This is a genomic window from Glycomyces salinus (genome assembly GCF_016428645.1).
GTDB classification, from domain to species: Bacteria; Actinomycetota; Actinomycetes; order Mycobacteriales; family Micromonosporaceae; genus Glycomyces; species Glycomyces salinus.
This window is the reverse complement of sequence record NZ_JAELXW010000010.1, coordinates 18,434-34,333: the sequence shown is the minus strand read 5'-3', so window position 1 is coordinate 34,333 and position 15,900 is coordinate 18,434. Positions and strand designations below refer to the sequence as shown.

13 protein-coding genes are annotated in these 15,900 nt (G+C 70.2%); 8 read left to right on the top strand and 5 right to left on the bottom strand.

Going from position 1 to position 15,900, the window contains the following annotated elements; genetic code table 11:
* Positions 1-6: 6 nt before the first annotated feature.
* Together JFB92_RS03995 and JFB92_RS03990 are read right to left on the bottom strand one after the other, a co-directional pair.
* Entirely contained in the window at positions 7-885 is an 879-nt protein-coding gene (locus JFB92_RS03995) for an SRPBCC family protein (protein ID WP_199035105.1), read from the bottom strand.
* Positions 882-1,205, bottom strand: coding sequence for an ArsR/SmtB family transcription factor (locus JFB92_RS03990; protein ID WP_199035097.1), 324 nt, complete (start codon positions 1,203-1,205; stop codon positions 882-884). The genes JFB92_RS03995 and JFB92_RS03990 overlap by 4 nt, the downstream gene beginning before the upstream one ends.
* Before the next feature lie 792 nt (positions 1,206-1,997).
* Here JFB92_RS03990 and JFB92_RS03985 point away from each other — a divergent pair.
* Positions 1,998-3,182 carry a low temperature requirement protein A gene (locus JFB92_RS03985; RefSeq protein ID WP_199035095.1) on the top strand — a complete coding sequence of 395 codons (1,185 nt, stop codon included), beginning with the start codon at positions 1,998-2,000 and terminating at the stop codon, positions 3,180-3,182.
* 26 nt (positions 3,183-3,208) lie between these two features.
* Positions 3,209-6,160 carry an ATP-binding protein gene (locus JFB92_RS03980; RefSeq protein ID WP_199035093.1) on the top strand — a complete coding sequence of 984 codons (2,952 nt, stop codon included), beginning with the start codon at positions 3,209-3,211 and terminating at the stop codon, positions 6,158-6,160.
* Here the strand turns inward: JFB92_RS03980 and JFB92_RS03975 are convergent.
* Together JFB92_RS03975 and JFB92_RS03970 are read right to left on the bottom strand one after the other, a co-directional pair.
* Positions 6,145-6,936, bottom strand: a complete 792-nt coding sequence (locus JFB92_RS03975) for an ABC transporter permease (RefSeq protein WP_199035091.1) — start codon at positions 6,934-6,936, stop codon at positions 6,145-6,147. The two genes, JFB92_RS03980 and JFB92_RS03975, sit on opposite strands and share 16 nt — an antisense overlap.
* Positions 6,933-7,892 (bottom strand): ATP-binding cassette domain-containing protein, encoded by a 960-nt coding sequence (locus JFB92_RS03970; protein WP_199035089.1) that lies wholly within the window; start codon positions 7,890-7,892, stop codon positions 6,933-6,935. The genes JFB92_RS03975 and JFB92_RS03970 overlap by 4 nt, the downstream gene beginning before the upstream one ends.
* Before the next feature lie 149 nt (positions 7,893-8,041).
* Here JFB92_RS03970 and JFB92_RS03965 point away from each other — a divergent pair, with 149 nt between their 5' ends.
* From JFB92_RS03965 to abc-f, 6 genes are all read left to right on the top strand, one after another.
* Positions 8,042-9,040, top strand: a complete 999-nt coding sequence (locus JFB92_RS03965) for a serine hydrolase (RefSeq protein WP_199035087.1) — start codon at positions 8,042-8,044, stop codon at positions 9,038-9,040.
* A gap of 98 nt (positions 9,041-9,138) precedes the next feature.
* Complete coding sequence (locus tag JFB92_RS03960; RefSeq protein ID WP_199035085.1) at positions 9,139-10,023, top strand: transglutaminase-like domain-containing protein; 885 nt, start codon at positions 9,139-9,141, stop codon at positions 10,021-10,023.
* A 72-nt stretch (positions 10,024-10,095) separates the two neighbouring features.
* The gene (locus tag JFB92_RS03955) at positions 10,096-10,575 is read left to right on the top strand and encodes a cation:proton antiporter regulatory subunit (protein WP_307789018.1); all 480 of its coding nucleotides are present in this window, start codon (positions 10,096-10,098) and stop codon (positions 10,573-10,575) included.
* 5 nt (positions 10,576-10,580) lie between these two features.
* Complete coding sequence (locus JFB92_RS03950) at positions 10,581-11,786, top strand: cation:proton antiporter (RefSeq protein ID WP_199035081.1); 1,206 nt, start codon at positions 10,581-10,583, stop codon at positions 11,784-11,786.
* A 32-nt stretch (positions 11,787-11,818) separates the two neighbouring features.
* Positions 11,819-13,141: a M20/M25/M40 family metallo-hydrolase gene (locus JFB92_RS03945; RefSeq protein ID WP_199035079.1), complete on the top strand. Its 1,323-nt coding sequence runs from the start codon at positions 11,819-11,821 to the stop codon at positions 13,139-13,141.
* A gap of 272 nt (positions 13,142-13,413) precedes the next feature.
* Positions 13,414-15,036, top strand: a complete 1,623-nt coding sequence (gene abc-f / locus JFB92_RS03940) for a ribosomal protection-like ABC-F family protein (RefSeq protein WP_199035078.1) — start codon at positions 13,414-13,416, stop codon at positions 15,034-15,036.
* Here the strand turns inward: abc-f and JFB92_RS26450 are convergent.
* Positions 15,020-15,856, bottom strand: a complete 837-nt coding sequence (locus JFB92_RS26450; protein WP_199035077.1) for an AraC family transcriptional regulator — start codon at positions 15,854-15,856, stop codon at positions 15,020-15,022. The genes abc-f and JFB92_RS26450 overlap by 17 nt on opposite strands.
* Positions 15,857-15,900 lie beyond the last annotated feature (44 nt).

The window sequence follows — 15,900 nt, the reverse complement described above, 5'->3', positions numbered from 1 at the left end:
CGGCGGTCAGGATTCCTTCAATGCGAGTCGGGCTCCCTCCCGGGCCACGTGTGCGATGACGCCCTCGCCCCACTGCTCGATCGCGGCGTCGAGCTCGGTCGGGTCGCCGCCGCTGACCTCCAGGATGAGGCGCGCGCCGTGTCCGGTGCCCTCGCCGAACCGCAGGCGCAGTTCGTCTCCCGGCTCCTCCTCGGCCACGGCGAACGCGAAGAGGTTCGGCTCGTCGACCTCGGTGACCGTGCCGAGTAGGACTTCCGGCGTCTCTGGGGCGCGGAACCGCTCACCGACTCCCGGCGCGGAGCGCCGCTCGCCGGAGTCGGGGTCGGGGCCGAAGAACAGGTCCCAGGCGGTCTGCACCGGGCAGGTCAGCTGCCGTTCGAACCGGGCGCGCCATCCGTCGGCGGTCCGGTCGATCCGTGGCCGGTCGATGCCGAAGCGCGCCACCAGCTCCTCGTGTCGCTCGACGGCGCGGCCCGGATCCACCGGCGTCCGGCCGACGATGACCTCGGCCATGGCGGCCATGCACTGCTCCCAGCCGGTCGCGAAACTGGCCGCGCCCGGGAGGTCGTCGAAGCCGTGCGTGAGGACGAACCGCGTCCCGCCCGCCTCCTCGTGCAGGTCGAACTCGAACCTGTCGCCCTCCCAAGTGAAGGCGAGATGCCGTGGCGGGTCGACCGCGAGGACCTCACCGATCATGCCCTCATCGCCGCCGAATCGGGCCCGCCCGCCCTGGCGCAGCTCGAACTCGGCCTCGAACGGGAACCACTGCGACAGGCGCTCAGGCTCGGTCACGGCCCTCCAGACGCGGTCGATCGGATGGTCGTAATGGCGCTCCACGCGGATCGCCGGTCGTGCGCGGTCGTTGATCAGTTCGGGATCGTTCACCGGTCCTCCTCTTCGTCGCGGATGGCATCGAGCCGGTCACCGAGCCTGTCGAGGCGGTCCTCCCACATCCAGCGGTAGGGCTCCAGCCACTCGTCGACCTCGCGAAGCGGCTCCGGTCGCAGCTCGTACCAGCGTCGCTGGGCGTCGGCCCGGACGCGGACGAATCCCGAATCCCGGAGGACCCGAAGATGTTTCGACGTGAGCGGCTGGCTCAGGCCCAGCTCGGTGGCCAGCTCGCCGACCGTCTTGGGGCCGAGCCGCAACCGCCCGACGATGTCCCGCCGAACCGGCAGCGCCAGCACCTCGAAGATCGACAGCATGAATCTAACATACCACGATCGTTATATAACCCAAGTGGCATAGAAGATCGCAGGTGACCGGGCGCGAACCCCGCGCAGGCGGAACAGCTCGGCGTGCGTTTGCTGGTTGGTCGCGCGGTTCCGGCTATGGTCGGCGTTGCGCCGCGCGTCCGGTGTGCCTCGTTCGGAGCACTCGCGGCCGGGTCGGGGTGATCCCGACCGGGCCGTCTCCCACCCGATCACGCCGGGTTCGGCGTAGAACGCTGCGGGACCCGATAGCACCAGGGGACTGCAACCCCCGTGCCCCTCTTCATCTCGGGGGCCGGTGGTCTCGGCATCGGTCAGGTTGCCGGCTCGGCCAGAGGCTTGTCGCAGTCTGCTTGCACCTGTCCGACTCCTGATCGAATGCCATATCCCTGTGCGTATCTCCATTATCCACCCTCCAGACCCGGTCCGCATCACCCGACCGGGGCGAATACCTTCATGTTCCGCGCCGGGCCTGCACGGCGGCAAGGGAACCGGTCCCCTCCGCGCCCCGCGGCCGGGCATGTCGAGGCCGCGAATCCCCCGACACAACCGTGCCCGAGGGAGGCGACATTCGATGCCGGATGCCGGGCGCGGCCGCCAAGTCCCGCCTCGCCCTCGCCGTCGGCGATGCCGTTGGTACAGCGGCCACGCACCGGCGCCGTTCCCGCCAACGCACCCAGACCCGGCACCCCGACCAATCGCTACCGTTCACTCCCGGCGCGCACCATCGCGCGGTGCGGTAGAACTACTGGGGTCCGGTCGTCGCCCGAGTCCGAGGAGACCCGCATGTCCGCCGATGCCCCGGCGCCGCCGCGCTGGTACAAGCCGATGCTCGCCCGGCGCCCCGACCAGGAGCACCGCGCCGCTACCCCGCTGGAACTGTTCTACGATCTCGTCTTCGTCGTCGCGATCGCCCAGGCCGCGGTCGGCCTCCACCACGCCCTGGCCGAAGACCACTGGCAGTCCGGGCTGCTCGGCTACGCCATGGTGTTCTTCGCGATCTGGTGGACCTGGCTCAACTTCGCCTGGTTCGCCTCCGCCTACGACACCGACGACACCCCCTACCGCATAGCGGTCATGGTCCAGATGGCCGGCGCGCTCATCCTCGCCGCCGGCGTAGAACCGGCCTTCGAGGACCAGGACTTCATGACAGTCATCATCGGATACTCCGTGATCCGCGCGGCGATGGTGGCCCAATGGTTCCGCGCCGCCCGCTCCGACCCCGAACGGCGCACCACCTGCCTGCGCTACGCCGTCGGCCTCATCGTCGTCCAGCTCCTGTGGATCACCGCCGGGCTGACCGTGGAGGGGACCGCCTTCATCTTCGTCTGGCTCGTCCTGGTCGCCGTCGACATGGCGGTCCCGGTCCACGCCGAGCGCGCCGCGCCCACCACCTGGCACGCCCACCACATCACCGAACGGTACGGCCTGCTGACGATCATCGTCCTGGGCGAGACCGTCCTGGCCGCCACCATGGGCGTCCACAGCGCCCTGGAGATCGGCCACGACCGGACCCAGGTACTCGTGATCGCCGTGGCCGGACTGGTGACCGTGTTCTCCATGTGGTGGCTCTACTTCGACAGGCCCGCCCACGACCTGCTCACCAACCTGCGCATGGCGTTCCGCTGGGGCTACGGCCACTACGTGGTCTTCGGATCTGCCGCGGCCGTCGGCGCGGGCCTGGAAGTGATCCTGGGCAACGTCGAGGGCGAATCCCACCTCAGCGACACGGCCGCCGCCGCGCCGTTGACGATCGCCGTGGCCGTCTACATCCTCAGCGTCTGGGCGCTCCAAATCCTCCCGCGCGACGACGTGCCCCTGCGATGGGCCTACCCGGCCTGCGCCGTCCTGGCCGCCCTCGCGGCGTTCGCACCCCAGCCGGTCGTCGTCACCGCGATCCTCCTCGCCGCCCTGGTGGCATGGACCGTCACCGTCAACCACCGCGAAGCCCTGCGCACCGCACAGCACTGACCGCCCGCGGATACGATGGTGCCACGATGCGAGTGGACATCCTGGGGTCCTTGACGGTGCGCGACGACCGCGACCGGACCATCCCCATCGGGGGAAGGCGTCTCGGCGCACTGCTGACCCGCCTCGCCCTCGACGCCGACCGGACGGTCTCGGCGACCGCGCTCGGAGCTGCCGTCTGGCCCGACCGGGAGCCGGCCGACCCCAAGCACGCCCTCCAGGCTCTCGTCTCCCGCCTGCGAGCGGTCCTGCCCGACGCCGCCGAAGTCCGGGCCACCGCCGACGGATACCGTCTCGCAATCCCCGCCGAAGCCGTAGACGTCCACCGCTTCGAACGCCTCGCCGCCCAGGGCCGCCGCGCTCTCGAAGCGGGCGACCGCGCCGAAGCCGCCCGGCTCCTGCACCGGGCCCTGGACCTGTGGAGAGGCGAGCCGCTCACCGCCCTGCCCGACCAGACCGCCGCTGCCACGCGCCTGAAGGAACTGCGCCAGGCCGCGATCGAAGACCGAGTCACCGCCGAACTGCCCGACGACCCGGCCGCGCACATTCCCGAACTCACCGGGCTCGCAGCCGCCCACCCCACCCGCGAACGCCTTCACGCCCTCCTCATCGACGCCCTCCGACTCGCCGGCCGCCAAGCCGAGGCCCTGGCCGCATTCGAGACCATCCGCGAGCACCTGGCCGTCCACCTCGGCGCCGACCCCGGCCCTGCACTCCGCGAGGCCCACCTCGCCGCGCTCCGCGCCGAACCGGCTCTGCACCGCGGCAACCTCAAGGTCCCCTTGGGCAGCCTTATCGGACGCGAAGCCGAACGAAACCGAATCGCCGAGCGCTTGACCGAGGGACGCCTGGTCACCCTCGTCGGACCGGGCGGCGTCGGCAAGACCCGCCTGGCAGCGACCGTCGCCGCCGAGGCCCGACGCTCCGGCGGCGTCTGGATGGTCGAACTGGCCTCCGTGACCGACCCCGGCGACGTCGCCCGCGCCGCTGCCGCCGCACTGGGCCTCCGCGAGGTCGCCCGACCCGGAGACGCGGTCAGCCGCCTGGTCGAGGCACTCGGCGCCGAACCGGCGCTGCTGGTGCTCGACAACTGCGAGCACATCATCGACGCCGCCGCCGACCTGGTCGCGGCGCTCCTGGGCCCCTGCCGGGACCTGACGATCCTGGCCACCGGCCGCGAACCGATCGGCATCACCGGTGAACTGCTCTTCCCGGTGCTCCCGCTCGACACCGAGTCCGCCACGAGGCTCTTCATCGAACGTGCCAAAGCCGTCAGACCCGATTTCGAACCCTCCGGACCCGTCACCGAACTGTGCCGACGGCTCGACGGCCTGCCGCTTGCGGTCGAGTTGGCCGCCGCCCGCCTCCGCTCGATGTCACTGGAGACGATGGCATCCAAACTCGACGACCGCTTCGCGCTCCTGCGCGGCGGCGACCGCACCAGCCTGCCCCGCCACAAGACCATGCAGGCGGTCGTCGCCTGGAGCTGGGACCTCCTCACCGACTCCGAGCGCGACGCTGCCGAACGCCTCGCGGTCTTCACCGGCGGATTCACCGCCGAAGCCGCCGAGCACGTCGGGGCTCCCGTCGAATCCCTAGTGGACAAGTCGCTCGTCCAGTTCGACGGCGACCGCTACCGCATGTTCGAGACCATCCGCGAGTTCGTCCTGGCCAGGTCCGGCGAACCGGATCGGGACCGAGTGGCGCACGCCGTGTACTTCCTCGACCTGGCCGAGCGCGCCGAACCGCACCTGTGCGCACCCGAACAGCTGACCTGGCTCGCCCGCCTCCTCCCCGAAAGGGAGAACCTCAACGCGGCCGTCGACTTCGCCTGCGAGTCCGGCGACGCCGACACCGCCGTACGCCTGACCGCCGCCCTCGCCCAGTTCTGGGCGATCCAAGGCGAACACGACGCCGCCGCGAACCGTCTCCGCGCCGCCCTCTCGATCAAGGGCACCGCCCCCGAAGCAGCCCGCGAGTCGGCCGCGACCACACTCCTGTTCCATGCCATCTTCGCAGGGAAACCGGACCTCGCCCGCGACGCCGACCCGCCCCTTCGGCCTGAAGGGCCGCTCGGCCGCGCACTGCTGATGCTCGTGGGCGAGGACCACTCTCGGTCGGCGCCGCCCGAGCTGGGCACCGAACCCGCCGACCCCTGGAAGCGCGGCATGTACGCGATGACCCGCTCCCTGTTCTACGGCGACATGGGCGACATGGCTGAAATGGGCCGCGAACTGGTCGCCTCGGCCGCAGAGTTCCGCCGATCCGGCGACCGCTGGGGCCGGGCCAACGCGCTCTCGTACGCCGCGCTCGCCAGCACCGCCACCGGCGACTACCGGACCGGGATCCAGCAGATCGAGGAGGCGATCGAAGTCGCCGCCGAACTCGGCTCGGACGCCTACCACCGCGTGACCCTGTCGATGATCCGCGTCGCGGCGGGCGAGACCGAGCGAGCCCGCGACGAACTGACCGCCCTGCTCGGCACCACCGCCGGACTCCCGGCGGTCATGGGTGAGACGACGCTCGCCGAGATCGCCCGGCACGCCGGAGACCTCGACGAGGCCGCCGAGCGCATCGCTCGCGCGTCGGCCCATGCCGAAACCGACCCGATCCTCGAGGCCATGGCCATGGACGGGTCCGCGCGGCTCCTCACCGAGACCGGACGACTGACGGCCGCGGCCGACCGCGCCGCCGCAGCGTTCAAGATGGCGAGCCGATCCGGTGACATGGGCCTGGTCGCGATGATCGCGGTCGGAACCGCCATGCGGCTGCACCGCCAGGGCGAGACCGCTCCCGCGGCCGAACTGCTCGGCGCCGCCTCCCCATGGGAAATGGGCGCCTCCAGCCTGGACAACCGCCGCCTGACCCGGCTCCTGCGCGAGGAGATGGGCGAGCGCGCCTTCACCGCGGCCTTCGACCGCGGAGCCGGCCTCGACGGACCGGGCGTGCTCGCCCTGGTCGAGGCTCACACCCGCCGCTGATACGCCCAGACCGACAGCGGCACCAACACCACCAGGAACGCGACCGACCACAGCACCGTCGCCGTAGCCGCCTCCGCGACCGGTCCTCCCAGCAGCAACCCCCGCACCGCCTCGACCGCGTGCGTCACCGGATTGATCTCGACCCAGGACTGGAGCCAGCCGGGCAACGTGTCGGTCGGCGCGACCATCGAAGTGCCGAACGCCAGCGGGAAGATCCCCAGGAACGCCACCGTCTGCACGATCGCCTCCTCCTTGATGAGCACCCCCACCACGACAGTGATCCAACTGAGCGCGAAGCCAAGCAGTACCGCCAGAGCGCAGGCCGCCAATGCCTCCACCGGCCCGGTCTCCACCCGGAAGCCCATCAGGAAGCCGACGGCGAACAGCGTCACCAGCGTGACCAGGTAGCGGGCCGAGTCCGACAGCACCGATCCGATCAGCGGCGCCGAACGGCCGATCGGCAGCGACCTGAACCGGTCGAACACGCCCTTTTTGATGTCCCGGTTGATGCTCAGCCCGGTCGACAGCAGTCCGGCCAGCACGGTGGTCATCACGAGGATCCCCGGGAACAGGTACCGCAGGTACTCGCCGGTCGAACCCGAGACCGCGCCGCCGAACAGGTAGACGAACATGAGCAGGAACATCACCGGCATGAACAGGGCGTCCAGGAAGATCCCCGGATTGCGCCGGACCTTGGTGAGATTGCGACCGGTGAGCGCGAGCGAATGCCGCATCAAGCCCCACGGCCTGCGGGCCGGAATCGTCGAAGCGGTCATGCCGCGTCCACCTCCGCGTCGGTTCGGGAGTCGTGGTGCCCGGTGAGGGCGAAGAAGACGTCGTCCAGGCTCGGCAGCCGCAGCGACAACTCGGCGACCTCCACCTCCGCGGCATCCAGACCGGCGGTGATCTCACTTAGCAGTCGCGGTGAGTCGACTGGAGCGCTCGCCACGCCGCCCGACTCGTCCGGCTCGTGCCCGCTGACCGCCCGCAGCACCTTCGCCGCCAGAGCCGTATGCGCCGGGTCGACGGGCCGCACGGCGACCGCCTGACCCCCCACGACCTGCTTGAGCTGGGCCGGGGTGCCGTGTGCGATCACCTCGCCGCGGTTGATCACCGTGATCTCGTCGGCCAGTGCGTCGGCCTCCTCCATGTACTGCGTGGTCAGCAGCACCGTGCGGCCTTCGGCGACCAGCTCCCTGATGGTCCGCCACAGCTCGTCCCGCTTGCCGGGGTCCAGGCCCGTGGTCGGCTCGTCCAGGAACAGGATCTGCGGATCGCCGACCATGCCCGCGGCCAGATCCAGGCGGCGGCGCATCCCTCCCGAGTACGTCGAGGCCCGCCGCGAGGCGGCCTCGGCCAGACCGAACCGCTCCAGCAGCTCGTCGGCCCGGACTTTCGCCCGCTCCCAGCCCAGGTCGAGCAGCCGCCCGAGCAGGACCAGGTTCTCCCGCCCGGTCAGCTCCTCGTCGACCGACGCGTACTGCCCGGTCAGCCCGATCAGGCGCCGCACCTCGGCCGCGTGCCGCACGACGTCGATCCCGCCGACCTCCGCCCTCCCGCCGTCCGGGCGCAGCAGGGTCGCCAGGATCCTGATCGCGGTCGTCTTGCCCGCGCCGTTGGGACCGAGCACCCCCAACACCGTGCCCGGCCGCGCCGCCAAGTCCACTCCGGCCAGCGCTTCGGTTCTGCCGAAGCGCTTGACCAGCCCTTCTGTTTCGAATGCAAATGCCATGCCCGGAAGGCTCCGCGCGACGCTCACAGACCGCTCACAGCTCGCTCTCACCGGCGGGGGCCGCCCGTGCCCGCGTCAAACGCTCATATACGTTGAACTCACGCATATCCATTGGCGCTCAACGAAAGGCCACGATGGAACGACGCGGAGTGATCAGAATCGGGGCGGGCCTGACGGCAGGAGGCGCGATCATCGTCGGCACCGCCGCGGCCAGCGCCGAGAACCAGCCGCCGGCCCAGGCCGAACAGGACACCCTGAACGCCCGCGAACTCGCCGGACGGATCAAGGACATCTACGAGGCTGAGTCCGAGCGCGCCGGAGGGACCTGGCAGGCCGAGATCACCGTCCTCGACGGCGACGACCCGCCCATCCCCGCCGTCGACGCCGACTCCGGCAGCGTCCAGACCGCCGCCAGCATGAACAAGCTCGCGATCGCCCTCGGCGTACTCGACAAGGTCGACCGCGGCGAAGCCGCCCTCGACGACCGCATCACCCTCGACCAGGACATCATCCTCGGCGGCTCCGGCCTCTACTTCCACCAGGCCGCCTTCGGCGACGAGTTGACCGTCGCCAACATCCTGGTCGCCCTCCTCCTGGTCTCCGACAACACCGCCGTGCGCCTGTGCGGGCTCGTGTGCCCGCCCGCCGAGATCAACCAGACCCTCGAAGCCAAGGGCTTCACCGACACCCGCGTCATCCCCAGCGAGGACAACCCCGACCGGATGTGGCTGGGCGACACCACCGCGCACGAACTCAACGACCTGCTCCACCGGCTCGCGCTCGGCGAACTGCTCTCCGAGACCGGCACCGGCGCCATGCTCGGCATCCTGCGCGGCCTGTCCGGCTACCATGACGGCTTCCGCCGCAACATGTCCTCGGCCCAGCGGTCCCGCATCGCCATGAAGTACGGCGCCGACGGACCCGACCGCAACGAGGCCGGCGTCGTCTACACCGCCGACGGCGCCCCCGCCGTGGTCTACGCCTTCACCACCCAGACCGAGGGCCACGAGGACGACTACGGCGCCACCCACCCGGCCGTCGAGGCCAAGGCCGCCATGGGCCGCCAGATCATCGACGCCCTCGACCGGACCGAACTGGCCGCCCCGCCGGCCGCCGGCATCGACCTCCAGGACCCCGACGGCCAATAGCGACCGAACGCAGGTCCACGCCCCTCACCTCCGGTGGTACCGCTTCATCGCGGATTTGCATTAGGCTGCCACACAACCCGTTCCCTCCGGAGGAGACCATGACCGACACCGAAACCCTCGCCTTCTACACCCGCCCCGGACGCTTCACCTCGCCCGGACCCCACCTCGAAGCGCTCCGGGCCCTGCCGGACACGGTCCCCGAACTCTTCAGGACCGTCCAGGGCCTGGTCATCCACGAGTACCTGCCCTGGCTCTACGGGCTCGACCGCGAACCCGGATACACCGACACCGCCCACCTCAGGTCTGCCGAGCAGATCGCCGACCGGCTCCTGTCCGACGGGCGCCCCCTGACCGAGTCGCGCGAGCCGCAGGACCGCTTCGGCGGCTGCTGCCGCCACTTCACCATCCTCGCCGTCGCCGCCCTCCGCGCCCACGGCGTCCCCGCCCGGGCCCGCTGCGGCTTCGCCGCCTACTTCCCGGTCCCCAACCTCGAAGACCACTGGGTCGTCGAATACTGGAGCACCGACCAGGCCCGCTGGGTCCTCGGCGACGCCCAGATCGACCCGATCCAACGCGCCGACTTCGAAGTCGACCTCGACTTCACCGACATCCCGCGAGACCAGTTCCTCGTCGCCGGCGACGCCTGGAACCGCTGCCGGAAAGGCGACGACCCGAACCGCTACGGCTTCAACGGCGCCGACATGTACGGCGAACTGTTCGTCGTCGGCGACCTCATCCGCGACACTGCCGCGCTCTCCGACCTGGAGCTCCTGCCCTGGGACTTCTGGGGCGCCATGCCCCGGCCCGGCGAACCGGTCGGCGACGAGCTCGGCGAACTGCTCGACCGCCTCGCGGCGATCACCGCCGATCCCGAGACCGCCGCCGAGGTCAGAGACCTCTACGAGGCCGACGAGCGCCTCCGAGTCCCCGAGCGCGTCTACAACTTCATACTCGACCGCGAAGAGGCACTGACCGCGGCCTGAGACGGCTACTGTCCGCGTTGAGATACGGTTCTCTGCGTACAAGACGAACGAATGGAGTGACCCGCCTTGGACGTGGAGCGCACCGAGTTGCCCGGCATCGGCGTCCGATTCGAATTCGAGACCAAACGGGGGGTCCACCTCGGCGTGGTCGCGCACCGTGAGGGGCGCCGCGACTTCATCCTCTACGACCCCGACGACCCCGACTCCGCGCTGGAGTGCGTCGTGCTCGACGCCGACGAGTCGGCCTCGGTGGGGGAGCTGCTCGGCGGCGCCCGCATCGTCGAGAAGCTCAACCGGCTGCACCACGAGATCGACAACCTCGTCTCCCGACAGGTCAAGGTCGGCGCCACGAGCCCGTACGCCGACCGGCCGCTGGGCGACACGCGCGCCCGCACCCGCACCGGCGCCTCGATCGTGGCCGTCGTCCGGGACGACCACGTCGAGACCGGGCCGTCGCCGTCCTCGGTCCTCCACGTCGGGGACCGCCTGGTCACCATCGGCACTGAGGAAGCGGTGGACCAGGTCGACCGCATACTGCGCGGGCTCGAGTAGCGCGTATGGACCATCTCGTTGAGGTGTTCCTCCAGCTCGGCCTGGTGATCGGGTCCCTCGGCGTCCTGGGGGCGGTCGCCGGCCGGTTCGGCGTCTCCGCGATCCCCCTCTATCTGCTGGCCGGCCTCGCGTTCGGCGACGGCGGAATCCACGACCTGGAGGCCATCGAGAGCTTCCTCGACATCGGCGCCGAGATCGGCATCGTGCTGCTGCTGTTCACCCTCGGCCTCGAATACACCCCGCGCGAGCTGCTGGGCACCATGCGGACCTCCTGGGCCGGAGCCCTGGTCGACCTGGCGCTCAACGCGGCCCCCGGCGTCGCGGTCGCCCTCCTGCTCGGCTGGGGCCCGCTGGCCGCCGTCGTCATGGGCGGGGTCACCTACATCTCCTCTTCGGGGATCATCGCGAAGGTGCTGTCCGACCTGGGCTGGCTCGGCAACCGGGAGACCCCGACCGTGCTGTCGCTCCTGGTGGCAGAGGACCTGGTGATGGCGCTGTACCTGCCGGTGGTGACCACCATCCTGGCCGGGCTCGCTCTTTCGGAGGCCGCCTGGGGCCTGGCGCTGGCACTGCTCGCGGTCGGCGCGGCCTTCATCGTCGCCTCCCGTGGCGGCACCTACCTGTCGCGGTTCCTGGCCTCGCCCAGCGACGAGATCCTCATGCTGAAGGTCCTGGGCAGCATCCTGATCGTGGCCGGCCTGGCCGAGCAGGTGCACGTCTCGGCGGCCGTGGGCGCGTTCTTCGTCGGGATCGCCCTCTCCGGGGACGTCTCCCACCAGGCCGAACGCACGCTCGAACCGCTGAAGAACCTGTTCGCGGCGGTCTTCTTCGTCAACTTCGGCCTCCAGACCAATCCGCAGGACCTGCCGCCGGTGCTGGCCGTGGCACTCGGACTGGCGGCGGTGACGATCGCGACGAAGTTCGCCACCGGATGGTGGGCCGCCCGGCGCGCCGGGTCGGCCTTCACCGGGCGATTGCGCGCCGGAATGGTGCTGCTGCCGCGCGGGGAGTTCTCGATCGTCATCGCCGGACTGGGCGTCGCCGCCGGGCTCGATCCGCAGCTGGGGTCGCTGGCCGCGGCCTACGTGCTCATCATGGCCGCGATCGGCCCGGTCGCCCCGCGCCTGGCCGACCCGATCTCGGCCAAGCGCCGCAGACGGATGCGGGCCCGCCGAGCGAGGTCCGCGGTGGTCGACGGCACCGCGGGATGAGATCCGCGCGAGCGGCTTGATAGAAATCAACAATGCCAGAAACCGCGAACCCGCCCCGTCCCGCGGACGAGGTCGTCGACATCGCCCGCGACCTCATCCGAATCGACACCACCAACACCGGAGACCCGTCGACCGCGAAAGGGGAACGCGCCGCCGCCGAGTACGTGGCCGAGAAGCTCGCCGAGGTCGGCCTCGAACCGACGATCTACGAGTCCCTGCCGGGGCGCGCGTCCGTGGCCGCCCGCTACCCGGGTGCCGACCGCGAGCGCGGTGCGCTGCTCCTGCACGGCCACCTGGACGTGGTCCCGGCCGAGGCGAGCGAGTGGAGCGTCGACCCCTTCAGCGGCGAGATCATGGACGGCTACCTGTGGGGGCGCGGCGCGGTCGACATGAAGGACTTCGACGCGATGCTGCTGGCCGTCGTCCGCTCCTGGCGGCGCGCCGGGACGGTGCCGCCGCGCGACCTGGTGCTGCTGTTCACCGCCGACGAGGAGGCCGGCTCGGACTACGGGGCCCGGTTCATGGTCGAGGAGCACCGCGAGGTCTTCGAAGGGGTCACCGAGGCGGTCGGCGAGGTCGGCGGCTTCTCCATGACTGTCGGCAACGACCTGCGAATCTATCTGGTCCAGACCGCCGAGAAGGGCCTGGACTGGCTGCGGCTGCGCGCCTCCGGCCGCCCCGGGCACGGCTCGATGCTGCACGACGACAACGCCGTCACCCGCCTGGCCCGCGCCGTCGCCAACATCGGCCAGCACGAGTTCCCGGTCGAGATGACCCCCACCGTCCGCCAGTTCCTCGATTCGGTCTCGGAGCTCACCGGCATCGAGTTCGACCCCGACAACCCCGACAAGACGGTCGCGAAGCTCGGCCCGGTGGCCCGCCTGGTGGGCGCCACGCTGCGCAACACCGCCAACCCGACCCGATTGAGCGCCGGTTACAAGACCAACGTCATCCCCTCCAGCGCCGAGGCCGTCCTGGATTGCCGGTCCCTGCCGGGCCGCAACGACGAGCTGGAAGAGAAACTGCGCGAACTCGCGGGCGAAGGCATCGACTTCGACTACGAGATCCGCCAGCCGGGCATCGAGACCTCCTTCGACGGGCCCCTGGTCGACGCGATGGCCGATGCGATCAAGCGCTGCGATCCCGGCGCGAAGACGGTGCCGTACATGCTCTCCGGCGGCACCGACGGCAAGGCGTTCGCCTCGATCGGCATCCGCTGCTTCGGCTTTGCACCGCTCAAACTCCCCGCGGACCTGGACTTCACCGCCCTGTTCCACGGCATCGACGAGCGCGTCCCCATCGACGGCCTCCAATTCGGCGTCACCGCCATGCACCGCTTCCTCCAGCAGGTCTGACCGGCGACGGCGGGCGCGGTGAGCGTGCTCACCGCGCCCGCCTTCCGAACCCTCTGGACACACGACCCGTCTGCTCACTATAGTTGCGAACGATGTTGCTTTACTTCCTCTAGTAGCCGAGCAGCCCTCGCGTCGAGCCGAGCTCCGCAGGGAATTGGCGCACGCATCCTCATCTCTCAACTCCAGTGCTGCATCGTGCTCTCTGCACCGCACTGGCGCGTGCGCCGCCGACCGGTATCCATTTACCCGCCAACGGCTGTCTGGAGGCGCGAATGTTCCGCGAAACCCAACTATCTATTGTAGAAATAACGAAGCGCTACGGCGACAACCTCGTCCTCGATCGGACCTCACTGTCCGTGGCGCCAGGGGAGAAGGTCGGCGTCATCGGCGACAACGGCTCCGGCAAGTCCACGCTGCTGCGGCTACTGGCCGAAGTCGAAGCGCCCGACAACGGCGAACTCACCGTCCGCTCGCCCGGCGGCGTCGGCTACCTGCCGCAGACCCTCGACTTGCCTGACGGGGACACCGTCGCCGACGCGATCGATCTCGCACTGGCCGACCTGCGCGAGATCGAAGCGGCCATGCGCGAGTGCGAGCGGCGGATCCCCGATGACGAGGAGGCCGCCGACGAATACGCTGACCTCCTGGCCCGCTTCGAGGCACGCGGCGGCTGGGAGGCCGATCGGCGCGTCGAACGGGCTCGCGGGGCCCTCGGACTGCCCCGACTCGAACCGGAGCGGCCGCTCGGCACCCTCTCCGGAGGTGAGCGGTCACGTCTGATGCTGGCCGCGACCCTCGCCGCCCGTCCCGCCCTGCTGCTGCTCGACGAGCCGTCGAACGACCTCGACGACGAGGCGGTCACCTGGCTCGAAGCGCAGCTCCGAGACTGGCCGGGAACCGTCGTGACAGTCACTCACGACCGCGCCTTCCTGGAGTCGATCACGACCACCATGGTCGAGGTCGCCGACCGCAATGCCCGCCGCTACGGCGACGGATACAACGGGTACCTGGCCGCCAAGGAGGTCGAACGCCGACAGCACCAGGACGCTTACGATCACTGGAACGCCGAGGTCGAGCGCCAGCAGGCACTCGTGGACGCGAACGCCGGACGCATGAACGCGATCCCCCGCAAGATGGAGAAGGCAGGCATGGGCACCGGAGCTCACCGCCTGCGGGACCGCGGCCACGGCGCGGCCAGCCGCATCAAGGTGGCGAAACAGCAGCTTGAGCGACTTCGAGTGAACCCGGTTGCCCCGCCGCCGGAACCGCTGCGGTTCAACGCCGCGATAGCCACCACCGACGTGTCCGAGGAGGTCCCGGCGGTGGAGATCGACGGAGTAGTGGTCGGCGACCGGCTGAAGGTGCCGGAGCTGACCGTCGTGCACGGCGACCGAATCCTGGTCACCGGCGCGAACGGCGCCGGAAAGACCACACTGATGCGGGTGATCGGGGGTGAACTGGAGCCCGACGAAGGCAAGGTCGAATGCAATGGCACGCTTGGCCATCTGAGGCAGCTCTCAGAACCCGACGCGAAGCGGAGAACCGTACTCCAGGCGTTCGCCGAGGATAGGGTCGGCACGGTCGACGAACACGCCGAAGCACTCTCCCGCCTGGGGCTGTTCACAGACGATCAATTCGAAGTGCCGGTGTCGGCACTCTCGGTCGGGCAGCGCCGCCGCCTCGAACTCGCCCGTCTTGTCACAGCACCGGTAGACATACTGCTGCTGGACGAGCCGACCAACCATCTGTCCCCGCTGCTGGCCGAGCAGCTCCAGCAGGCCCTGGCCGCGTACACCGGGACGATGATCCTGGTCAGCCACGACCGGCGGCTGCGCGAGCTCTTCGCCGGGCGGCACGTGGTCATGGACTCCGGCGCGATCACCGAATGTCCATGACCAGCTCCCGCGCGGGCGAGGCGCACTGCGCTGCGTACTCGGCCGGGGGCAGCCCGATCACGGCCTTGAAGTCGTGCGTGAAGTGGGCCTGGTCCGACCAGCCCAGCTCGACCGCGAGCCGGGCCAGGTCCACATCACGCTCGGCCGCGAGCCGGTCGGCCGCGTCGTGCAGGCGGTAGCGGCGGATCAGCCACTTCGGGCCCAGGCCGATGTAGGCCTGGAACAGCCGCTGGAGACTCTTCGGGGTGGTCGCGAACCGGGCGGCGACCTGCTCGACCTTGGTGATCGTCCGATCCGCGAGCATGGCCGCGACGATCTCGAGCAGGCGCTCGTAGCGCCGGTCGACCCGCTCGGGCATCCGGTCGGTCAGGAACCGGGACACGACCCCGGCCGCGACCTCGTCCGGACCCGAGAGCACGATCGAGTTCAACTCCTCGACCTCGGGCCCGAACACGGCCACCGCACCCACGGTCCAATCGGCGAAGTCGGCGTCGTCCCGACCGGTGAAGGCGCTGAACCCGCCGGGACGGAACTTGACGCCGAACACCCGGCCGGTCCCGGTGAGGGGATGCCGCGAGACGGCGGTGCCAGGGCCGTGCACCTCGGTGCCGAGGATCGGCATGAAGCTGAGGTTGACGCACGGATGGGGGATCACCACCGACTCGTACGAAGCGCCCTCCGGCAGGTCCCAGTGGACCGCCCAGAACCGCTCCACGTACCACGACAGCGCGCCCTCGGCCGGGTAGCGCCGCAGGTCGATGTACTCGGCCGCCTCGGCGGGCCGCAGTATCCCCTTATCGCTGGCGGTAGGTCCTTCCACGCCCTCGATGCTAGATCCGGGGTACGTCGCTTTTTTACAAGCGC

Excerpts from the sequence above, each read along its gene's own strand:
- JFB92_RS03990 (WP_199035097.1), bottom strand. The coding sequence starts at position 1,205 with ATGCTGTCGATCTTCGAGGTGCTGGCGCTGCCGGTTCGGCGGGACATC.
- JFB92_RS03960 (WP_199035085.1), top strand. The coding sequence starts at position 9,139 with ATGACCGACACCGAAACCCTCGCCTTCTACACCCGCCCCGGACGCTTC.
- JFB92_RS03985 (WP_199035095.1), top strand. The coding sequence starts at position 1,998 with ATGTCCGCCGATGCCCCGGCGCCGCCGCGCTGGTACAAGCCGATGCTC.
- JFB92_RS03980 (WP_199035093.1), top strand. The coding sequence starts at position 3,209 with ATGCGAGTGGACATCCTGGGGTCCTTGACGGTGCGCGACGACCGCGAC.
- JFB92_RS03975 (WP_199035091.1), bottom strand. The coding sequence starts at position 6,936 with ATGACCGCTTCGACGATTCCGGCCCGCAGGCCGTGGGGCTTGATGCGG.
- abc-f (WP_199035078.1), top strand. The coding sequence starts at position 13,414 with ATGTTCCGCGAAACCCAACTATCTATTGTAGAAATAACGAAGCGCTAC.
- JFB92_RS03970 (WP_199035089.1), bottom strand. The coding sequence starts at position 7,892 with ATGGCATTTGCATTCGAAACAGAAGGGCTGGTCAAGCGCTTCGGCAGA.
- JFB92_RS03950 (WP_199035081.1), top strand. The coding sequence starts at position 10,581 with ATGGACCATCTCGTTGAGGTGTTCCTCCAGCTCGGCCTGGTGATCGGG.
- JFB92_RS03945 (WP_199035079.1), top strand. The coding sequence starts at position 11,819 with ATGCCAGAAACCGCGAACCCGCCCCGTCCCGCGGACGAGGTCGTCGAC.